Annotated in this window: 20 protein-coding genes; 9 read left to right on the top strand and 11 right to left on the bottom strand. The window is 53.2% G+C overall.

What is annotated here, in order from left to right:
* A complete protein-coding gene (glnL, locus tag C813_RS45825; RefSeq protein WP_017460101.1) occupies positions 1-1,050 on the bottom strand; it encodes a nitrogen regulation protein NR(II) in 1,050 nt (349 codons plus the stop codon).
* Positions 1,051-1,315: 265 nt separating this feature from the next.
* Positions 1,316-2,725 (bottom strand): glutamate--ammonia ligase, encoded by a 1,410-nt coding sequence (gene glnA / locus C813_RS45820; RefSeq protein WP_017460102.1) that lies wholly within the window; start codon positions 2,723-2,725, stop codon positions 1,316-1,318.
* 380 nt (positions 2,726-3,105) lie between these two features.
* On the opposite strand from glnA, the gene typA reads away from it, so the two are divergent.
* From typA to fabY, 6 genes are all read left to right on the top strand, one after another.
* Positions 3,106-4,929 carry a ribosome-dependent GTPase TypA gene (gene typA / locus C813_RS45815; RefSeq protein ID WP_017460103.1) on the top strand — a complete coding sequence of 608 codons (1,824 nt, stop codon included), beginning with the start codon at positions 3,106-3,108 and terminating at the stop codon, positions 4,927-4,929.
* Positions 4,930-5,097: 168 nt separating this feature from the next.
* The gene (gene tnpA / locus C813_RS45810; RefSeq protein ID WP_025263572.1) at positions 5,098-5,535 is read left to right on the top strand and encodes an IS200/IS605 family transposase; all 438 of its coding nucleotides are present in this window, start codon (positions 5,098-5,100) and stop codon (positions 5,533-5,535) included.
* Positions 5,536-5,706: 171 nt separating this feature from the next.
* The gene (gene yihX, locus C813_RS45805) at positions 5,707-6,306 is read left to right on the top strand and encodes a glucose-1-phosphatase (RefSeq protein ID WP_017459697.1); all 600 of its coding nucleotides are present in this window, start codon (positions 5,707-5,709) and stop codon (positions 6,304-6,306) included.
* Positions 6,300-7,172, top strand: a complete 873-nt coding sequence (locus C813_RS45800; protein WP_017459696.1) for a virulence factor BrkB family protein — start codon at positions 6,300-6,302, stop codon at positions 7,170-7,172. The genes yihX and C813_RS45800 overlap by 7 nt, the downstream gene beginning before the upstream one ends.
* The gene (dtd, locus tag C813_RS45795; RefSeq protein WP_017459695.1) at positions 7,169-7,606 is read left to right on the top strand and encodes a D-aminoacyl-tRNA deacylase; all 438 of its coding nucleotides are present in this window, start codon (positions 7,169-7,171) and stop codon (positions 7,604-7,606) included. The genes C813_RS45800 and dtd overlap by 4 nt, the downstream gene beginning before the upstream one ends.
* Positions 7,607-7,650: 44 nt before the next feature.
* Positions 7,651-8,592 (top strand): fatty acid biosynthesis protein FabY, encoded by a 942-nt coding sequence (gene fabY, locus C813_RS45790; RefSeq protein WP_025263779.1) that lies wholly within the window; start codon positions 7,651-7,653, stop codon positions 8,590-8,592.
* Between the two features lie 49 nt (positions 8,593-8,641).
* On the opposite strand, the gene C813_RS45785 is transcribed toward fabY, so the two are convergent.
* The 6 genes from C813_RS45785 to fdnG all read right to left on the bottom strand — a co-directional run bounded on the left by C813_RS45785 (position 8,642) and on the right by fdnG (position 15,604).
* Positions 8,642-8,980 carry a nuclear transport factor 2 family protein gene (locus C813_RS45785; protein WP_017459693.1) on the bottom strand — a complete coding sequence of 113 codons (339 nt, stop codon included), beginning with the start codon at positions 8,978-8,980 and terminating at the stop codon, positions 8,642-8,644.
* Between the two features lie 22 nt (positions 8,981-9,002).
* Complete coding sequence (locus tag C813_RS45780; protein ID WP_017459692.1) at positions 9,003-9,914, bottom strand: alpha/beta hydrolase; 912 nt, start codon at positions 9,912-9,914, stop codon at positions 9,003-9,005.
* Between the two features lie 166 nt (positions 9,915-10,080).
* Positions 10,081-11,010, bottom strand: coding sequence for a formate dehydrogenase accessory protein FdhE (gene fdhE, locus C813_RS45775; protein WP_017459691.1), 930 nt, complete (start codon positions 11,008-11,010; stop codon positions 10,081-10,083).
* Positions 11,007-11,642: a formate dehydrogenase cytochrome b556 subunit gene (fdoI, locus tag C813_RS45770; protein ID WP_017459690.1), complete on the bottom strand. Its 636-nt coding sequence runs from the start codon at positions 11,640-11,642 to the stop codon at positions 11,007-11,009. Before fdoI ends, fdhE begins: the two co-directional genes overlap by 4 nt.
* On the bottom strand, positions 11,639-12,541 hold the full coding sequence (fdxH, locus tag C813_RS45765) for a formate dehydrogenase subunit beta (RefSeq protein WP_017459689.1): 903 nt from the start codon (positions 12,539-12,541) through the stop codon (positions 11,639-11,641). The genes fdoI and fdxH overlap by 4 nt, the downstream gene beginning before the upstream one ends.
* A 12-nt stretch (positions 12,542-12,553) precedes the next feature.
* On the bottom strand, positions 12,554-15,604 hold the full coding sequence (gene fdnG, locus C813_RS45760; protein WP_139164783.1) for a formate dehydrogenase-N subunit alpha: 3,051 nt from the start codon (positions 15,602-15,604) through the stop codon (positions 12,554-12,556).
* A 243-nt stretch (positions 15,605-15,847) separates the two neighbouring features.
* Here fdnG and fdhD point away from each other — a divergent pair, with 243 nt between their 5' ends.
* Complete coding sequence (fdhD, locus tag C813_RS45750; protein WP_017459686.1) at positions 15,848-16,684, top strand: formate dehydrogenase accessory sulfurtransferase FdhD; 837 nt, start codon at positions 15,848-15,850, stop codon at positions 16,682-16,684.
* Positions 16,685-16,810: 126 nt separating this feature from the next.
* On the top strand, positions 16,811-17,023 hold the full coding sequence (locus tag C813_RS45745; RefSeq protein WP_017460122.1) for a YdgH/BhsA/McbA-like domain containing protein: 213 nt from the start codon (positions 16,811-16,813) through the stop codon (positions 17,021-17,023).
* Positions 17,024-17,074: 51 nt separating this feature from the next.
* On the opposite strand, the gene C813_RS45740 is transcribed toward C813_RS45745, so the two are convergent.
* Both C813_RS45740 and C813_RS45735 read right to left on the bottom strand, forming a co-directional pair.
* Positions 17,075-17,572, bottom strand: a complete 498-nt coding sequence (locus C813_RS45740) for a YgjV family protein (RefSeq protein ID WP_231942983.1) — start codon at positions 17,570-17,572, stop codon at positions 17,075-17,077.
* Positions 17,573-17,627: 55 nt separating this feature from the next.
* A complete protein-coding gene (locus C813_RS45735) occupies positions 17,628-18,149 on the bottom strand; it encodes a Crp/Fnr family transcriptional regulator (RefSeq protein ID WP_025263778.1) in 522 nt (173 codons plus the stop codon).
* A 136-nt stretch (positions 18,150-18,285) separates the two neighbouring features.
* Between C813_RS45735 and C813_RS45730 the strand changes: the two genes are divergently transcribed.
* Positions 18,286-18,498 (top strand): YdgH/BhsA/McbA-like domain containing protein, encoded by a 213-nt coding sequence (locus C813_RS45730; protein ID WP_017459685.1) that lies wholly within the window; start codon positions 18,286-18,288, stop codon positions 18,496-18,498.
* A 249-nt stretch (positions 18,499-18,747) separates the two neighbouring features.
* Here C813_RS45730 and C813_RS45725 read toward each other — a convergent pair whose 3' ends face one another.
* Entirely contained in the window at positions 18,748-19,173 is a 426-nt protein-coding gene (locus C813_RS45725; protein WP_017459684.1) for a flagellar protein FlhE, read from the bottom strand.
* Positions 19,174-19,407 lie beyond the last annotated feature (234 nt).

The following is a 19,407-nucleotide window of genomic DNA, read 5'->3' as shown; positions in this document are numbered from 1 at the left end:
CTACTTCCGAATAGGCAGAAATACCGAGAATTCGGTATGGCCTGGCCAACTGGTAAATTCAATTTTGCCAGAATGTTGATCAATCAAACTGCGTGCGATAGATAACCCCAGCCCGGTACCGCCTTCGCGTCCGCTCACCATCGGGTAGAACAAGGTATCCTGGAGGTGCGACGGAATACCCGGGCCGTTATCTTCCACATCTATTCTCGCCGCGAGGCGATAACGCACGCCGTGCAGCGTCAGCTGGAAGGCGGTACGGGTGCGCAGAATAATTTCACCCCCTTCCGGTCCCAGCGCCTGCAAAGCGTTACGCACAATATTCAGTAAAACCTGCTCGATTTGGTCGGGATCGTGCGCGAGCTCCGGCAAACTTGGATCGTAATCACGGGTTAAGGTGACGTTCTCCGGCAGCTCCATTGAAACCAGTTTCACCACGCGCTCGGCCACTTTGTGAATGCTTTCGGTAACATGCATCCCCGGTTGCTGCGGCCCCAGCAGGCGATCAACCAGGTTACGCAAGCGGTCAGCCTGCTCGATGATCACTTTGGTATATTCCAGCAGCGCCGGATCGGGCAGGGCTTTGCTCAGCAACTGCGCCGCGCCGCGTAAACCGCCAAGCGGGTTTTTAATTTCATGCGCCAGACCGCGTACCAGATCGCGCGCCGCAACTTGTTGGGCATGCTGGAGCTGCTCCTGGCTAAGACGGCGCTGGTTATCCATCGGCGCCATTTCCAGCAGAATCAAACCATCCGGCAGACGTTGCGCCGTCAGCGAAAGAATGTGTGAGCGCCCGTCAATAACGAGGGTCACTTCGTTATCGGTAAACCCCTGCCCGGCGTGCAAACTTTCCCGCATCAAATCGATGTTCAGGGAAAAGTAACTCAGCAGTTCGGGGAGCGGTGTGCCGAATAGCTTACGAGAGCTTTGCGCCAGCAGTTGCTGTGCCGCAGGGTTGGCGTAATGTACCGCCAGGTCGTCATCAACCAGCAAGATGCTGTTGATCAAAGAATTGAGGATCTGCCCAGCATCGGGCAGCACGCCGCTTGCCATTTAGCAGTCTCCCGGAGGTGTGCACTAATTTAGTGCAGTATAGCGTTTTATTGGTAAAAAGCGCGTTAGATCAGATTGTTGGTGGAGAAAAAAGCCCATCCAGGGATGGGCTAAAAGTTCCACGGCAACTAAAAATCCTCTGGCATCTTTCTTACCATAGCTGCATTGGCTACCTCATTCGCCCGAATCAGTTAGCGAACTCAGTGATTCGGGACATATTCGGTTGCCGCCTTGCTGCGACAAGACTTCTGCCGAGTCTTAATTCTTAAACGCTGTAGTACAATTCGAACTCTACCGGGTGCGGCGTCATGCGAACACGGTCGTTCTCTTCGATACGCAGCGCGATGTAAGCATCGATAGCGTCGTCGGTGAATACGCCACCAGCAGTCAGGAACTCGCGGTCAGCATCCAGCGCGTTGAGCGCTTCTTCCAGAGAGCCTGCAACCTGCGGGATCTCTTTCGCTTCTTCAGCCGGCAGGTCATACAGGTTTTTGTCCATCGCTTCGCCCGGGTGGATTTTGTTTTTAATGCCATCCAGACCAGCCATCAGCAGCGCTGCGAAGCACAGATACGGGTTAGCAGCTGGGTCCGGGAAGCGCACTTCGATACGACGCGCTTTCGGAGAAGCGACAACCGGAATACGGATAGACGCAGAACGGTTACGCGCAGAGTAAGCCAGCATTACCGGCGCTTCATAGCCCGGGACCAGACGCTTGTAAGAGTTGGTGGTCGGGTTAGACAGGGCATTGATCGCTTTTGCGTGTTTGATTACGCCGCCAATGTAGTACAGCGCCATTTCAGACAGGCCAGCGTATTTGTCGCCAGAGAACAGGTTAGTGCCGTTCTTGGACAGGGACATGTGGCAGTGCATACCGGAACCGTTATCACCGAACATCGGTTTCGGCATAAAGGTCGCGGTTTTACCAAAGCGGTGAGCAACGTTGTGCACCACATATTTGTAAATCTGAATTTCGTCGGCTTTTTTGGTCATGGTGTTGAAGCGGGTAGCCACTTCGTTCTGACCAGCCGTTGCCACTTCGTGGTGGTGAGCTTCAACAACCAGGCCCATCTCTTCCATCACCAGACACATGGTGGAACGCAGATCCTGTGATGAATCGACCGGCGGGACCGGGAAGTAACCGCCTTTCACAGCCGGACGGTGACCTTTGTTACCACCTTCGTATTTGGTGGAGGTGTTCCATGCGCCTTCGATATCGTCGATAGCGACGCTGGAACCGGAAATGGAGCTGCCGAAGCGCACGTCGTCGAACAGGAAGAATTCCGGCTCTGGCCCAAACAGAACGGTGTCTGCCAGACCGGTGGAGCGCAGGTATTCTTCAGCGCGTTTAGCGATGGAGCGCGGGTCACGGTCGTAGCCCTGCATGGTGCCTGGTTCGAGGATATCGCAACGAATGATCAGCGTAGACTCTTCGTAGAACGGGTCAATGACAGCGGTAGTCGCGTCCGGCATCAGCACCATGTCTGATTCGTTGATGCCTTTCCAGCCACCAATCGAAGAACCATCAAACATTTTACCTTCTTCAAAGAAGTCGGCGTTTACCTGATGGGCTGGGATAGTGACGTGCTGTTCTTTACCTTTGGTATCGGTGAAGCGCAGATCGACAAACTTCACTTCGTGCTCATTCAGCATCGTCAAAACGTGTTCAGCGGACATACTTAAACTCTCCCGGATTTGTCATTGTCGTCGTGGTAACGAGGTCTTCTAATTACTACGTAAGCTGGCGTAGTTATCGTACAATCGTTAAAGCGAAATCTATGCCAACTTTTAAATGCCCCTAAAAAGGCGTTATCATGCTCGGTATAGTGCAAAAGGGCTGCACCATGATGGTTATGTTGCACCAATATAGTGCCTTTATGTGAACACTGGGCACTATATTGGTGCAATTTTCGTTAAATGCCCCTTTTAACGCTCCGTGAAAGCGATCACAAAGCAACTCTGCAATACTTGTTTGCGGAGGATGTTTGTGATCCTGTTTAGTCCTTCGATTAATACGTGTACAATAACGCGCTATTTCTAATGCCTGAGGCAAAGTTGTGATCGAAAATCTGCGTAACATCGCCATCATTGCTCACGTTGACCACGGTAAAACCACCCTGGTTGACAAGCTGCTGCAGCAATCCGGTACGTTCGACGAACGTGCTGAAACTCAAGAGCGTGTGATGGACTCCAACGATTTGGAGAAAGAGCGTGGGATTACCATCCTCGCTAAAAACACCGCTATCAAATGGAATGATTACCGTATCAACATCGTTGATACCCCAGGGCACGCCGACTTCGGTGGTGAAGTTGAGCGTGTGATGTCCATGGTCGATTCCGTGCTGCTGGTGGTTGACGCATTTGACGGCCCTATGCCGCAAACGCGTTTCGTGACCAAAAAAGCATTTGCCCATGGCCTGAAACCGATTGTGGTAATCAACAAAGTTGACCGTCCTGGCGCGCGTCCGGACTGGGTTGTCGATCAGGTATTCGACCTGTTCGTAAACCTGGATGCGACCGACGAGCAGCTGGACTTCCCGATCGTTTACGCTTCTGCGCTGAACGGTATCGCGGGTATGGACCACGAAGACATGGCTGAAGACATGACTCCGCTGTACCAGGCGATTGTTGACCATGTCCCTGCACCGAACGTCGATCTCGACGGCACGTTCCAGATGCAGATCTCCCAGCTCGACTACAACAACTATGTTGGTGTAATCGGCATCGGTCGTATCAAGCGCGGTAAAGTAAAACCGAACCAGCAAGTCACTATCATTGATAGCGAAGGCAAAACCCGCAACGGTAAAGTCGGCAAAGTGCTGACCCACCTGGGGCTGGAGCGTATTGATAGCGAAATCGCAGAAGCAGGCGATATCATTGCCATCACCGGTCTGGGCGAGCTGAACATCTCCGACACCATCTGCGATCCGCAGAACGTCGAAGCGCTGCCGGCGCTGTCTGTTGATGAACCGACCGTGACTATGTTCTTCAACGTCAACACCTCTCCGTTCTGTGGTAAAGAAGGTAAGTACGTGACTTCACGTCAGATCCTCGACCGCCTGAACAAAGAGCTGGTGCACAACGTTGCGCTGCGCGTTGAAGAGACCGAAGACGCTGACGCATTCCGCGTTTCCGGCCGTGGTGAGCTGCACTTGTCCGTGCTTATCGAGAACATGCGTCGTGAAGGTTTCGAAATGGCGGTTTCCCGTCCGAAAGTTATCTTCCGTGAAATCGATGGCCGCAAACAAGAGCCGTTCGAAAACGTCACGCTGGACGTTGAAGAGCAGCACCAGGGTTCTGTGATGCAGGCGCTGGGCGAGCGTAAAGGCGATCTGAAAAACATGAATCCGGACGGCAAAGGCCGCGTACGTCTCGACTACGTGATCCCAAGCCGTGGTCTGATCGGCTTCCGTTCTGAGTTCATGACCATGACTTCCGGTACTGGTCTGCTGTATTCCACCTTCAGCCATTACGACGATGTTCGTCCGGGCGAAGTGGGCCAGCGTAACAACGGCGTGCTGATCTCCAACGGTCAGGGTAAAGCGGTTGCGTTCGCCCTGTTCGGTCTGCAGGATCGCGGTAAGTTGTTCCTCGGTCACGGCGCGGAAGTGTATGAAGGCCAGATCATCGGTATTCACAGCCGTTCTAACGACCTGACGGTAAACTGCCTGACCGGTAAGAAACTGACCAACATGCGTGCGTCTGGTACAGACGAAGCCACGGTTCTGGTTCCGCCGATCAAGATGACCCTGGAGCAAGCTCTGGAGTTCATCGATGACGACGAACTGGTAGAAGTGACCCCGCTCTCTATCCGTATTCGTAAACGTCACCTGACGGAAAACGACCGTAAACGTGCAATGCGCGGAGCGAAAGAAGAGTAATCACTCTTTATTTGCTTGTGAAAAAGCCGCTGATTTTCAGCGGCTTTTTTTATCCTTGCATGAACACCACCTCCTATGGAGGTGGTCAGCAACAAGTTGGCTCTGCCAATAATGCTACTCATGGGAAAATCCGAATCCGTTATCCCCATAACTGATAAGGATTTAACCATGAGTAGATTCCAGAGAGCATCTCATGTGCTCTGGTGTTGTCAATATCATATCGTTTGGACACCCAAGTACCGATTTCGCATCCTGAGGAACAATGTTGGCAAAGAGGTCTATAAACAGATAAGGATCTCAAGTGAACAGCTCGGGATAGAAGTGGTGGAGCTGAATGTCCAGATAGATCATGTTCATTTGCTGGTAAAAGTGCCACCACGGCTTTCAATTTCCCATGTAATAGGTCACTTAAAGGGTAAAACAGCCCTTCGATTGTTCAGTAAATTTCCTTATCTACGGAAGAATAAGTTGTGGGGCAATCACTTCTGGGCACGGGGTTACTGCGTGGATACCGTAGGTATAAACGAAGAAATGATAAGAAAGTACGTGAAGTACCAGGAAAAGCATGAAGTTGAAGAGAGCCAACTTCCACTAAAAGAGGTGTGAAGGGAAGGCTCTCAGAGTCTGGACTTAGTACGCCCCTATGGGGCGCTATCAATGCCACCTGCTATGCAGGTGGTTTTTTACGTCTGTATTTTCTTCGCGTGAAGTCGCGAACTATTCAAGTCAGAACTTTCCCGCTACAGTTAACTCTCCACGGCTGGCAAGGAGAGAGAAATGCTCTATATCTTTGATTTAGGTAACGTGATTGTCGACATCGACTTCAATCGGGTGCTGGGTGTCTGGAGCGATTTTAGCCGTGTGCCGCTGGCGACCTTAAAGCAGAGTTTCACCATGGGCGAGCCGTTTCACCAACATGAGCGCGGTGAGATCAGCGACGAAGATTTCGCCAAAGCGCTGTGTCATGAAATGGAACTACCGCTCAGCTACGAGCAGTTTTCCACCGGCTGGCAGGCAGTGTTTGTCGCGCTGCGCAAAGAGGTTGTCGACATCATGCACAAACTGCGTGAGCAGGGGCATCGGGTTGTCGTGCTGTCGAATACTAACCGTCTGCACACCACGTACTGGCCGGAGCAATATCCGGAAATTGAGGCGGCGGCTGACCATATTTATCTTTCCCAGGAGATGGGAATGCGCAAGCCCGAAGCGCGAATTTATCAGCAGGTGCTGGCGCTTGAAGGTTTTTCTGCCGAAGATAGCGTCTTTTTCGACGACAATGCGGACAATATCGCCGGTGCGGAACAACTGGGCATTACCAGTATCCTGGTGACGAGCAAAACGACCATCCCGGACTATTTCGCGAAACAGCTATGCTAAAAAATCTGCGGCATCATGCAAAACATCGCACGCGCCCGCTTGTTGCCTGGTTACGGTTGCTTTGGCGGCGTATTGATGAAGACCATATGACGACGCTGGCGGGGAATCTCGCCTACGTCTCTTTGCTTTCGATTGTGCCGCTGATCGCCGTGGTGTTTGCTTTATTCGCTGTTTTTCCTATGTTTTCTGAAATCAGCATCCAGTTGCGCCACTTCGTGTTTGCCAATTTCATTCCCACCACTGGCGATGTGATCCAGAACTACATTGAGCAGTTTGTGGCGAACTCCACCAAAATGACGGCGGTCGGCGCATGTGGGCTGGTGGTGACATCGCTACTGCTGATGTACTCCATCGACTCGGCGTTAAACACCATCTGGCGCAGTACGCGTGTACGCCCGCATGTCTATTCATTTGCCGTCTACTGGATGATCCTCACACTCGGCCCGCTGCTGGCGGGTGCCAGCCTGGCGATAAGCTCCTACTTACTGTCACTGCGCTGGGCGAGTGAACTGAATAGCGTGATTGATGATGTGCTGCGCATATTTCCGCTGATTCTGTCGTGGCTCTCTTTTTGGTTGCTGTACAGCATTGTGCCGACAACGCGTGTGCCGAACCGCGATGCTATCGTCGGCGCGTTTGTCGCGGCGCTGTTATTTGAGTTAGGTAAAAAGATTTTTGGTCTCTACATCACCATGTTTCCGTCTTACCAGTTGATTTATGGCGTGCTGGCTGTCATCCCCATTTTGTTCCTCTGGGTCTACTGGACCTGGTGTATCGTCTTGCTTGGCGCTGAAATAACTGTCACTCTCGGTGAATACCGAAAACTCAAAATAGCCGCACAGCAAGAAGAAGCAGACCAACCATGATTGCATTAATTCAACGTGTTTCCCGCGCGAGCGTTAGCGTGGCGGGTGAGGTGACGGGCGAAATCGGCCCTGGACTTTTGGTGTTGTTGGGTGTCGAAAGGGAAGACGATGAACAAAAAGCGAACCGCCTGTGCGAGCGCGTGCTGGGGTATCGTATTTTTGGCGACGCGGAAGGGAAGATGAACCTTAACGTCCAGCAGGCTGGTGGGAGTGTGCTGGTGGTGTCGCAATTTACGCTGGCGGCGGATACAGAACGTGGAATGCGTCCGGGATTTTCCCGGGGCGCTGCGCCGGAAAAAGCCGAGGCGCTGTACCACTATTTTGTTGAACGTTGCCGCAGCCAGCAAATGGAAACGCAAACTGGGCGATTCGCTGCCGATATGCAGGTTTCGCTGGTCAACGACGGCCCTGTCACGTTCTGGTTGCAAGTATGAGCCAGCTTGCGGCGTGGCCCCTGGTTACAAGAGAGAGTGCTGCTATGTACCACCTTCGCGTACCGCAAACGGAAGAAGAGTTAGAACTCTATTACCAGTTCCGCTGGGAAATGCTGCGTAAACCGCTGCATCAACCGAAAGGTTCCGAGCGTGATGGCTGGGATGCGATGGCACATCACCAGATGGTTGTCGATGAAGAGGGCAACATTGTCGCTATCGGTCGGTTGTATATCAACGCGGATAACGAAGGGTCTATTCGCTTTATGGCGGTACACCCGGACGTGCAGGACAAAGGCCTCGGCACGCTGATGGCGATGACGCTGGAGTCCGTGGCCCGCCAGGAAGGGGTAAAACGCGTGACCTGTAGCGCCCGCGAAGATGCGGTGGCGTTCTTCGCGAAACTCGGGTTCGTCAACGAAGGGGAAATCACCGCGCCGCAAACCACGCCGGTACGTCACTTTTTGATGATCAAACCGATAGCCACGCTCGATGACATTCTGCATCGCGGCGACTGGTGCGGGCAGTTGCAGCAGGCCTGGTATCAACATATTCCGCTGAGTGAAAAGATGGGTGTGCGCATTCAGCAGTACACCGGGCAGAAATTTATCACCACCATGCCGGAGACCGGCAACCAGAATCCGCACCACACGCTGTTCGCCGGTAGCCTGTTTTCACTGGCGACACTCACCGGTTGGGGGCTGATCTGGCTGATGCTGCGCGAGCGCCATCTCGGCGGCACCATCATTCTTGCCGATGCGCATATCCGCTATAGCACGCCGATCACCGGTAAGCCGAGCGCTATCGCCGATCTTGGCTCGCTAAGCGGCGATTTGGATCGCCTGGCGCGCGGGCGCAAAGCACGCGTTCAGCTACAGGTTGAACTGTTTGGCGAAGATAAGCAGGGTGCGATTTTCGAAGGCATTTATATCGTGTTGCCCGCCAAACCCTTCGGCTCGTTTGAAGAGGGTGGTAACGAGGAAGAGTAATCGTTCGCGCGCCTGACGATACAGGCGCGCAACGTCCTGCGAACCACCCCTACTGCGCGAAGAAAAACCACGCGGTTTTGATCAACCCATCCTGCACTTCATAAACCGCCATATTTTCAATCACCGACTCGCCGATGCCGTAGATTTTTTCGTGATCGAACACCTTATTACCCATCACCGTGCATGAGAGCAACTCGGCACGTAACGCGGGGTTGTTAAAACGATGCGTCGCATAAAAGGCACGTAATGCTTCACGCCCTTGCAGCGACGGCTCAGTGGATGGCAAGCGAAAAGCGATAAAATCCTCGCTAAAACAGGCGGTAAACGCCTCAATATTATGGGCATTGTAAGCAGCAAACTGCTTTTCCACAGGACTTACGACAGACATCGGCTCTCCTTTTTTCACGCGGTTATATCCTGGCCACCCGTGCGGCTACGTCTCGTATCGCGTCTTTTGCGCTTTTGCTGATCCCGGCAAGCTGGAAGAAGCCATGGATCACGCCCTGATATTGTGAACAGGTACAGGTGACGCCCTGCTCGGTCATGTGCTGGAACAGTGCTTCACCTTCATCGCATAACGGATCGAATTCGGCGGTAATAATATGCACCGGCGGCAGACCGGAAAAATCATCGCGCCACAGCGGGCTGACATCCGGCAACAGACGGTCGGTATCGCCAAGATACATTTCATAGCCCGACAACAGCGCCTCGCGGGTAATCACATAATCGGAACCGTTAAAGGTATAGCTATCGAAATAGGCAGTGGCGTCGAGCATCGGATAAATCAACACCAGCTGTGCCGGTTGCCATGTCGCCGCGGCTTTCAGCCGTAGCGCCGTCACCAGCGCTAAGTGACCGCCTGCGCTATCCCCCGCAAACGTGATACGTTCTTTGTCGATACCGAGTTTTTCGGCGTTTTTCCACACAATATCGGCGCCACGTTGCGCATCATCATGTGCGGCAGGCCAGCGATGTTCCGGCGCTAACCGATATTGCACAGCCACAACCCGGCAGCCACTATAAAAGGCCAGCTGACGCAGTTGCTTATCGTGCGTGTCAAAGCCGCCGCTAATAAAGCAGCCGCCGTGGTAGTAAATCAACGCGGGAAGATGGCCGCTGGCGTCCTGCGGCGAAAACAGACGAAACGTTATGCCTTCAAGCGTCATCTCTGCAACCTGAACGCGCGTTTCCGTTTCCCCTGCCAGTACGGTGCTGGCGACATACCCACTGCGCCGGTCATCAATACTCTTCGCTCGCGCTGACGGGCGTCCAGCGGCAATAAAGTCACTCACCAGCCCGGCAATACCTTTTTCCAGTGCCATTCCGCTAACCTTTTATCTGTATAAATATCCAGTTTTATAGCCTGGTTTATGCGGAATGGGAATGGTCGCTTTTTAGCAATGTGTGGCAAAAAGCAGGACTAAGATAAACACGTAGAGAACCAGACAGGCTGACAACCCTTGCCAGAAAGGCAAGGGTTAAAGGGCATTATTCCCCTTCGCCAGGGAATAAGAACGGGTTGATGGAGCTGCGGGCGAAACCTTCCTGCTCCATGCGGGCATCTAACACCAGCGAGGCTAAATCGTCCGCGACCGGCTCGACGTTCGGGTCTTTTTCCTGATAAAGGATCTTCAGGTAAGTGCCGCAGTCGCCGCAGCTTTCCGCTTTGATTGCCGCCTGCTCGTTATCCAGCGACCAGTAGTGCAGATCACGGGTTTGCTCGCAGTTGCTGCATTTGACGCGCACCACATGCCACTCGGTTTCGCACAGGTTGCAGTGCAGATAGCGCAACCCTTGCGTCGTGCCAATATGCACCATGCTGGACACCGGCATTGCGCCGCACACCGGGCAGAACTGGCGCTGTTCACCATATTCCGCGCGCGCTTTGCCTGGAATAAGGCTGGCCATTTGCGCCCAGTAGAGCGACAGCGCAGCCCAGATAAAAGGTGCTTTATCGCTGCTTACGGAGGTGAAATCAGCGGCAAACAACGCGCTGGCCATTGCCTCCAGTTCCTGCGCTGAGGCTTTTTCCAGGTTCTCAATGACCGCCAGTGCCGGGCCGCTCATCTCTGGCTTCAGCTCGGCGATCAGCGAATGCAGCAACTTGTGCCAGTGCGCATCGCGCGGCAGAACATGAATGTCCAGCGGCGGTTTGCCCTGTTCGGCGGCTTCTTTAATGCGCGCAGTCAGATCAATGTGCAGGGGGTGGTCGTAAAGCACCACTTCCTGGGCATGGGCGATAAGCGCAGCAAAGCGCAGATAATCACCCAGCGGGTTACTCTCTGCCAGCTCACGCAAACGCTCTGCGCGGCGGTTATAGAGATTTTTCAGTCTGGGGAATAATAACGGCGGAATCACTTCCGCCGTGCGTTTATCGCTCTTCTCCAGCTCATCTTGCGGGATTATGCGAATACTCATTCAGTCGATTTTTCCGTTGTCTTGCGAACTTCCCGGTACCAGCGCGGGTGATGTTTCTTCGCCCACGAACTGGTAACCCAGCCTTCCACCATTGCGGTTATCGTGCCTTTCACCCACAGGGCGGCGTAAATGTGCACCATAATAACCACAATTAACGCGACTGCGGCAAATGAATGCACCATCAACGCTAATCGGATCACCGGAATGGGAAACGCTGGCGCGAAGTAAGGGCGCCAGATAACCACGCCGCTTACCAGTAGCAACACCAGAAAAATAATCGCCGCCCAGAAAACACATTTCTGACCGAAATTATAGCGCCCGGTGTCACCCACTTCCTCATTGACGACGATCTTACGAATATTCTTCGCCCAAAAGATATCATCCCTATTGATGAGGTTATGGTGCCAGTAGCGGAAAAACATGATTATAAACGACGCGAACATCACCACGCCGACAAACGGATGGAGAATGCGCGCCAGCTGCGGCGTACCCAGAATCCCCATCAACCAGTTGAAGGAGGGGAAGAAAAACCCCAGCCCGCTCACCGCCGCCAGCACGAAGCAGAAGGCGGTGACCCAGTGGTTGATGCGCTCTGGCGCCGTGTAGCGCACGATGGTGTCACGTTTTTTCATTTGCGCACCTCGTCTTTCTCTTCATGCAGGTTATCGTCTTCCTCTTCTGCGCGGTTCGGACCGACACCGACATAGTGGAAGATGCTGGCAGCGAAGGTCGCGGCAAAGCCGACCGCCGCAAGAGGTTTCCAGATACCTTTCCAGAACTTCACGGTAGAGCTGATTTCCGGGTTCTCCGGCAGGCCGTGATACAGATTCGGCTTGTCGGCGTGATGCAGTACATACATCACGTGCGTACCGCCAACGCCAGCCGGATCGTACAGACCTGCGTTGTCGTAACCACGGGTTTTCAGTTCCGCCACGCGCTCGCCGGCCAGCGTTTTCATATCCTCTTTGGAGCCAAAGTGGATAGCGCCGGTCGGGCAGGTTTTCACACACGCCGGTTCCTGACCCACGGTCACGCGGTCAACACACAGCGTACATTTATAGACGCGGTTGTCTTCCGGGTTCATGCGCGGCACGTCGAACGGACAGCCGGCGATACAGTAACCGCAACCGATGCACTGCTCGGACTGGAAGTCGACAATACCGTTAGCATACTGAATGATAGCCCCTTCTGACGGACATGCTTTCAGACAGCCAGGATCGGCGCAGTGCATGCAGCCATCTTTACGGATCAGCCACTCCAGTTTGTCGTTCTGTTCCACTTCCGAGAAGCGCATGACTGTCCACGATTTGGCGGTCAAATCCGCCGGGTTGTCATACACCCCGACGTTATGTCCCACCTCATCACGAATGTCGTTCCACTCGGAACAGGCCACCTGACAGGCTTTACAGCCAATACAGGTGGTGACGTCGATAAGCTTCGCCACTTCCTGCTGGTGATCCCGCGCCTGCGGCGCGGGAGTGAAACCGTTAGTCGCGGAACGACGGATGATGTCTTGCGATTGATAAGCCATAAGTCGTCTCCGTTACACCTTTTCCACATTCACCAGGAACGCCTTAAACTCCGGCGTTTGGGTGTTCGCATCGCCGACAAACGGCGTTAACGTATTAGCGATAAAGCCTTTCTTCGCCACACCTTCATAACCCCAGTGGATCGGAATACCGATGGTATCGACTTCCTTACCGTGCACGTTGAGCGTGCGAATACGTTTGGTCACCACCGCCTTGGCTTTGATATAGCCACGGTTGGAGGAGACGCGTACCGTATCGCCCTGCGTGATGCCCAGCTTGTTCGCCAGTTTTTCGCCAATTTCCACAAACTGCTCCGGCTGCGCGATTGCGTTAAGCAGCGCGTGCTTGGTCCAGTAGTGGAAGTGCTCGGTTAAACGGTAAGTCGTACCGACATACGGGAACTTATCCGCTTTACCCATCGCTTCCAGATCGCCTTTAAACACGCGGGCGGCCGGGTTGGAAACCACTTTCGGGTGCAGCGGGTTGGTGCCCAGCGGCGTTTCAAACGGCTCGTAGTGTTCCGGGAACGGCCCTTCAGCCATCTTATCGAGTGCGAACAGGCGGCCCATGCCTTCCTGCTGCATGATAAACGGCCCGACATTGCTGCCAGGTGCGGCTGCGCTGTAGTCCGGAATATCCACGCCACCCCACTTCGCGCCGTCCCATTTCAGCAACTGACGCTTCGGATCCCACGGGTTGCCCTGCGGATCAGCGGAGGCGCGGTTGTAGAGAATGCGACGGTTAAGCGGCCATGCCCATGCCCAACCCAGCGTATTGCCGAGGCCCGACGGATCAGCGTTATCGCGGTTCGCCATCTGGTTGCCTTTCGGCGTCCAGCTCCCGGCGAAAATCCAGCAACCGCTTGCGGTTGTGCCGTCATCGCGCAGGTGAGCGAAGGTGCTCAGTTGCTCGCCTTTCTTCGCCAGTACAGTGCCGGTTGCCGGATCGATAATATCCGCCAGCGCTTTACCGTTGCTTTCCATGGCCACTTCTTCAGGCGACGGGTTTTCCGGCGTCGAGTAGTTCCAGGTCATGTTCAGCACCTGTTCCGGGTTGGCTCCGCCTTCTGCCGCGTACATTTTACGCATGCGCAGGAAGATGCCCGCCAGGATCTCGCCGTCGTTCAGCGCATCGCCCGGGGCGTCCGCGCCTTTCCAGTGCCACTGCAACCAGCGGCCTGAGTTAACGATAGAACCGTTCTCTTCTGCGAAGCAGGTCGACGGCAGACGGAACACCTCGGTCTGAATTTTCGACGGATCGACGTCGTTAAATTCGCCGTGGTTCTGCCAGAAGTTCGAGGTTTCCGTATTGAGCGGGTCAATCGTTACCAGGAACTTCAGTTTTGACAGTGAGGCGACCACTTTATTTTTGTTCGGGAACGACGCTACCGGGTTAAAGCCCTGGCAGATATAGCCGTTGACCTTGCCCTGGTTCATCATCTCGAAGTACTGCAGGACGTCGTAACCCTTGTCCCACTTCGGCAGCCAGTCAAAGCCCCAGCTATTTTCCGCTGTCGCTTTGTCGCCAAAGAAGGATTTCATCATCGAAACGAAGAATTTCGGGTAATTGCCCCAGTAGTTCACCTGGCCTTCCAGCAACGGTTTTGGCGTGTTGGCGGTCAGATAGGTCTGGAGATCGGTCTGTTTTTCGTTTGGCAGCGTCATATAGCCCGGCAGGCTTTGTGACAGCAGGCCAAGATCCGTCAGTCCCTGAATGTTGGAGTGACCGCGCAGGGCGTTCACGCCGCCGCCTGCCATCCCCATGTTGCCCAGCAGCAACTGAATCATCGCCATGGTGCGGATGTTCTGCGCGCCAACGGAGTGCTGCGTCCAGCCAAGTGCATACAGGAACGACGCGGTTTTATCACGGGCGCTGGTTTCGGCGATGTATTCGCACACCTTCAGGAAGTCCGCTTTTGGCGTCCCGCAGATGTCTTCCACCACGTCCGGCGTATAGCGGGAGACGTGCGCTTTCAGCAGGTTCCACACGCAACGCGGATGGGTGAGCGTGGTATCGCGTTTGGCGAAACCTTTCTCATCCAGTTCGTAGTTCCAGCTGGTTTTGTCGTATTTACGTTTTTCCGCGTCATAGCCGGTGAACAGGCCATCTTCGAAGCCAAAATCTTCACGCACAATAAGCGTGGCGTTGGTGTAGGCCTCGGTGTATTCGCGCTGATATTTTTCGTTGGTCATCAGGTACAGCAACACGCCTGACAGGAAGGCAATGTCAGTACCGGAACGAATCGGCGCATAGAAATCCGCCACAGAGGCGGTACGCGTAAAGCGCGGATCGATAACAATCAGCTTCGCGCCATTGTGGATCTTGGCTTCCATCGCCCAGCGGAATCCCACCGGATGCGCTTCTGCCGCGTTCCCCCCCATCACAACGATAAGGTTGGCGTTTTTCATGTCGACCCAGTGGTTGGTCATCGCACCGCGACCAAAAGATGGAGCAAGACTTGCTACCGTTGGTCCGTGTCAGACACGCGCCTGGTTGTCGACGGCTAACATGCCGAGTGCGCGGGTGAATTTTTGCGTTAAATAGCCGGTTTCATTACTGGATGCGGATGCGCACAGCATACCGGTGCTCAGCCAGCGGTTGACGGTCGTCCCTTCCGCGTTTTGCGCGATATAGTTGGCGTCACGATCCGCTTTCATCAGTTTGGCAATGCGGGTAAAGGCTTCATCCCACGAAATTTGTTGCCACTTATCTGAGCCTGGCGCGCGGTATTCCGGGTATTTCAGGCGGCTTTCTGAGTGGATGAAATCCACCAGACCTGCGCCTTTCGGGCACAGCGCCCCACGGTTTACCGGATGATCGGGGTCACCCTCGATATGGAAGATTGACGCTTTGGCGTTTTTTGCTCCATCGCCGAGGCTGTACATCAACAGCCCACAGCCGACGGAACAATATGTGCAGGTATTACGGGTTTCGCGGGTACGCAGCAGCTTATACTGCCGTGTTTCCGCGAGCGCAACACTCGGGGCAAAGCCCAGCGCCGCTGCCGTGGTTCCTGCCATACCGCCAGCGCAGATCTTAAAGAACTGCCTTCTGCTGACCTGCATGGTTTGCTCCTGGTTCGACATTACTCTTATCGTTTTTTTTCTTTGCGGTGCTTTTCGCAAAGGTTCAGAATTGCTGTTAATCCCTCATATCCAGGGGGATTAGCAACGAAGAATACCACAATGTAGGTATGCTCATTCTGCCGTGGAAGGTTCAGAACTGTTGCTATTCCCTCTTTTCCCCAAGGGATATGCGCGGAGAATACCATAATGTTGATACGCTTGTTCGATAACGGTTAAGACAAAGTGAACGATTTACAGACAAAAAAGCACAAAAATGCAACATCAGTCACAGGAGCCCGCGAGGTTAGCCTGTGGAAACGTGCTGATTTGCAGCACGCCGTGCCGGACATGCTGGCGGAGGAAGTGCCTGTCGCGCTGGTGTACAACGGTATTTCGCATGTGGTGATGATGGCGTCGCCAAAAGATCTTGAACTCTTCGCAATCGGCTTCTCCTTATCCGAAGGGATTATCGAAAACGCATCAGACATTTACGGGATGGATGTGGTCCACTCCTGTAACGGCCTTGAAGTGCAAATTGAGCTCTCCAGCCGCCGTTTTATGGGGTTAAAAGAGCGGCGACGCGCGCTGGCCGGGCGCACCGGTTGCGGCGTATGCGGCGTCGAGCAGCTAAACGACATTGGCAAACCCATCGCGCCGCTGCCTTTTACGCAGACTTTTGATTTGCAGGCGCTGGATGCCGGGCTGGCGCATTTAACCGATTTTCAGCCTGTCGGGCAGCTAACCGGCTGCACGCACGCCGCTGCCTGGATGCTGCCATCCGGTGAGTTAGCGGGGGGACATGAAGATGTCGGGCGTCATGTCGCGCTGGATAAGCTGCTTGGTCATCGCGCCCGCGAAGCGCGAGCCTGGGCGAGCGGTGCGGTGTTGGTTTCCAGCCGTGCCAGTTATGAGATGGTACAAAAGTCCGCCATGTGCGGCGTTGAGATCCTGTTTGCCGTCTCTGCCGCGACAACGCTGGCGGTAGAAGTGGCGCAGCGCTATAACCTGACGTTGGTGGGTTTTTGCAAGCCGGGCAGAGCGACAATTTATACCCATCCGCAGCGATTAATTGGCGTGTGAATTGGTCAAAAAAATTGAATATTGAGAACAAATCCTTCCGCTTTTTGTTGTGAGTAAACAGGTCTACTATTTATTTCATCGAGGCACGGCGCCTCACTCAAACAAATTAACGTAAGGGTTTATATCATGAAAAGCATCAAAACTTTTGTCGCAGTTATCGCTCTGGCTACCTCTTTTGGTTCTTTCGCTGCACAGTCTGTGACCGCAACTGATTTAACCCTGAGTGGCGCAGAAGCGAAAATCGCCGCGCAGGCTCAGCAGGCTGGCGCATCTTCTTACCAGATCACTGAAGCGTATACCGGCAACCAGGTTCATATGACCGCCGAACTGAACAAATAAGTCACGCTGTATTGTCGAAAGAGCGCCTGCGGGCGCTTTTTTTTTTGCCTGTTATTCCGCCTGCCGGGTGAGCCGCCAGCACGACACCAGCGTACTGAGAATGAAGGCGCTCTCCATGGCAACAGCCACGGGCGATCCGATCACCATATTATTCACCAGCCAGCAGCCGCTCCCGCAGAGGGTGAGCCGCCGCATATTTTTTGCCGCCGGGTGAAAAGCGGCGCTGGTCATCAGCAGGCTACCGAGTAGCGGTAAAACATCGGTGGGTTGCTGCCAGCTTAGCGCGCTGCACAAGCAGGTTGCGACAATAAATCCATTTTTCATTTTCCGCGCGGTCGTCATGATGGCGGTGAGATAACGGCATGCGGCCAGCGCCATCAAACTCGCGGCTACGGGCGCGTTCAGCAAGCAAAAATGTATCGCCAGCATGCTGGTGGAGGCGGCAAGTATCGCCAGGGTGATCCGCCGGCGGGCAAACTGAAACGCCAACAAATCAAAAATGAAAGAAAAGCCAGCCAGCATTTGTGATAACCAAAAAGCGCTCATCATCGTCTCCTCGGGTGCGAGATGACGGCGATAGTAGCGACCCGGCGGCAGGCTTTCGTTAACCTTTGTTAAGACGCGCGCGGATGCGCGACAAGCTCACCGGCGAGATCCCGATATAACTGGCGAGATCTTTTTGCGTTAATTGTGCCTCCCATGCCGGGAAATGGGTCTGCACATAGCGATAGCGTTGCTCCGGGTTATTGAGCAAAAACATCTGCTCCTTCTTCTCTTTAAAGATCAGTTGCTGGCGCAGGAGCGCTATTTTGGCGGCCTGATGTTCTTCTTGTTCCAGTAAACGCAGCGGTACTTCGCAGAGCGCGCCTGACGTCAGCATTTGCAGGCTGTAATCCGCCACGCTCCCGGTTAGCCAACTGAGATAGAGAAAGCAGCACTCGCCGGGGAAATAAAACTCTTTGATCCGTTCGTTCCCCTCCGGTGAATGCCAGACCGCCCTGGCAATACCCTCCTGCAAGACAAACATGTTTTGTTGCCTGTCACCCTGCCTGAGCAGGGTTGTTGTCGGGCTGACCTGTATCGTTTTTCGACCCGCCAGCAGCGGTGCTAATTCAGTCGCTATCATCGGAAACTCGTTTGTTCAGTAATTTTGAATTTTAACGGCAAATACTTCCGCTTTTTGTTGTGAGTAAACAGACCTATTATTTATTTCATCGAGGCAGAACGCCTCACTCAAACAAATTAACGTAAGGGTTTATATCATGAAAAGCATCAAAACTTTTGTCGCAGTTATCGCTCTGGCTACCTCTTTTGGTTCTTTCGCTGCACAGTCTGTGACCGCAACGGACACCACACTTGCCGGCGCCGAAGCGAAAATTGCTGCGCAGGCTCAACAGGCTGGTGCATCGTCTTACCAGATCACTGAAGCGTATACCGGCAACCAGGTTCACATGACCGCTGAACTGAGCAAATAAGCAAAGTTTTCCTGTCGAAAGAGCGCCTGCGGGCGCTTTTTTTATTTCTGCGATGGGATAATAGCGTATTACCGGGGACGTAGGTGTGTGCAGTAATTACCTGAAGTGTTTTTAAAAGCTCCATAGATGACTGAAATGCCCAATGACATATAAAAATGTCGTCGGGCATTATTATTATGGGCGAATTAAATTCACATCCTTATTATTACCATGCGTTATCAGTAATAATAAAATTACGCGCTAAGTGAATTATTGATTAAATGTGTAGTTAACAATAACCTGGCTTGATTGCCCATTTGCCGTCAGCATTTTACCGGTGCCATTTACGCGAGCATATAGACTGATTGGTTGGTTCGGTGCGATATTATAAGGCGTGAAGTCAACGTTGCCTGAACGTGCATTAGAAACGTCCATGCAAGTATTACCGTTGTTATAGCATAAATAAACCTGCATACCCGCCGGGTAATAGCTGTAAGTCCAGGTGTAATAAACCATGCCGACTTTACCGGTTGACGGCGTTCCGGCTGTAACCGGGAAGGCTTTGTTATACCATTGGTTTTTTACTGAAACTGAGGGTGCAAGCATTGAGCCGACTGAAGTGCCACCCGTTGCGAATGCGCTTGAAGAGATAAACATTAAACCTGATAAAGCCAGCAGGATCGATTTCCGTTTCATTTAAAGCCTCATTAAAGAGTAAGCTAACTTATATCCATGATATTTACCTTAAATCATGGGAATTATTGAGTTGCCCTGCGTGAACACAAGGTAACTCAATAATTCTTATTTGCCAGCTCTAATTTCCGTTTGCCCGAGGAAAGCTAGATAATATATTTATTTTTGTCAATTCTTATTATTTTAATTAAGTGTGGCTTAATTGCTGTTTAATATTTAAATATGTTGGGTAAAGTG

It is taken from the genome of Kosakonia sacchari SP1, from assembly GCF_000300455.3.
Lineage (GTDB): Bacteria > Pseudomonadota > Gammaproteobacteria > Enterobacterales > Enterobacteriaceae > Kosakonia > Kosakonia sacchari.
This window is presented reverse-complemented; position numbering and strand designations above follow the sequence as displayed.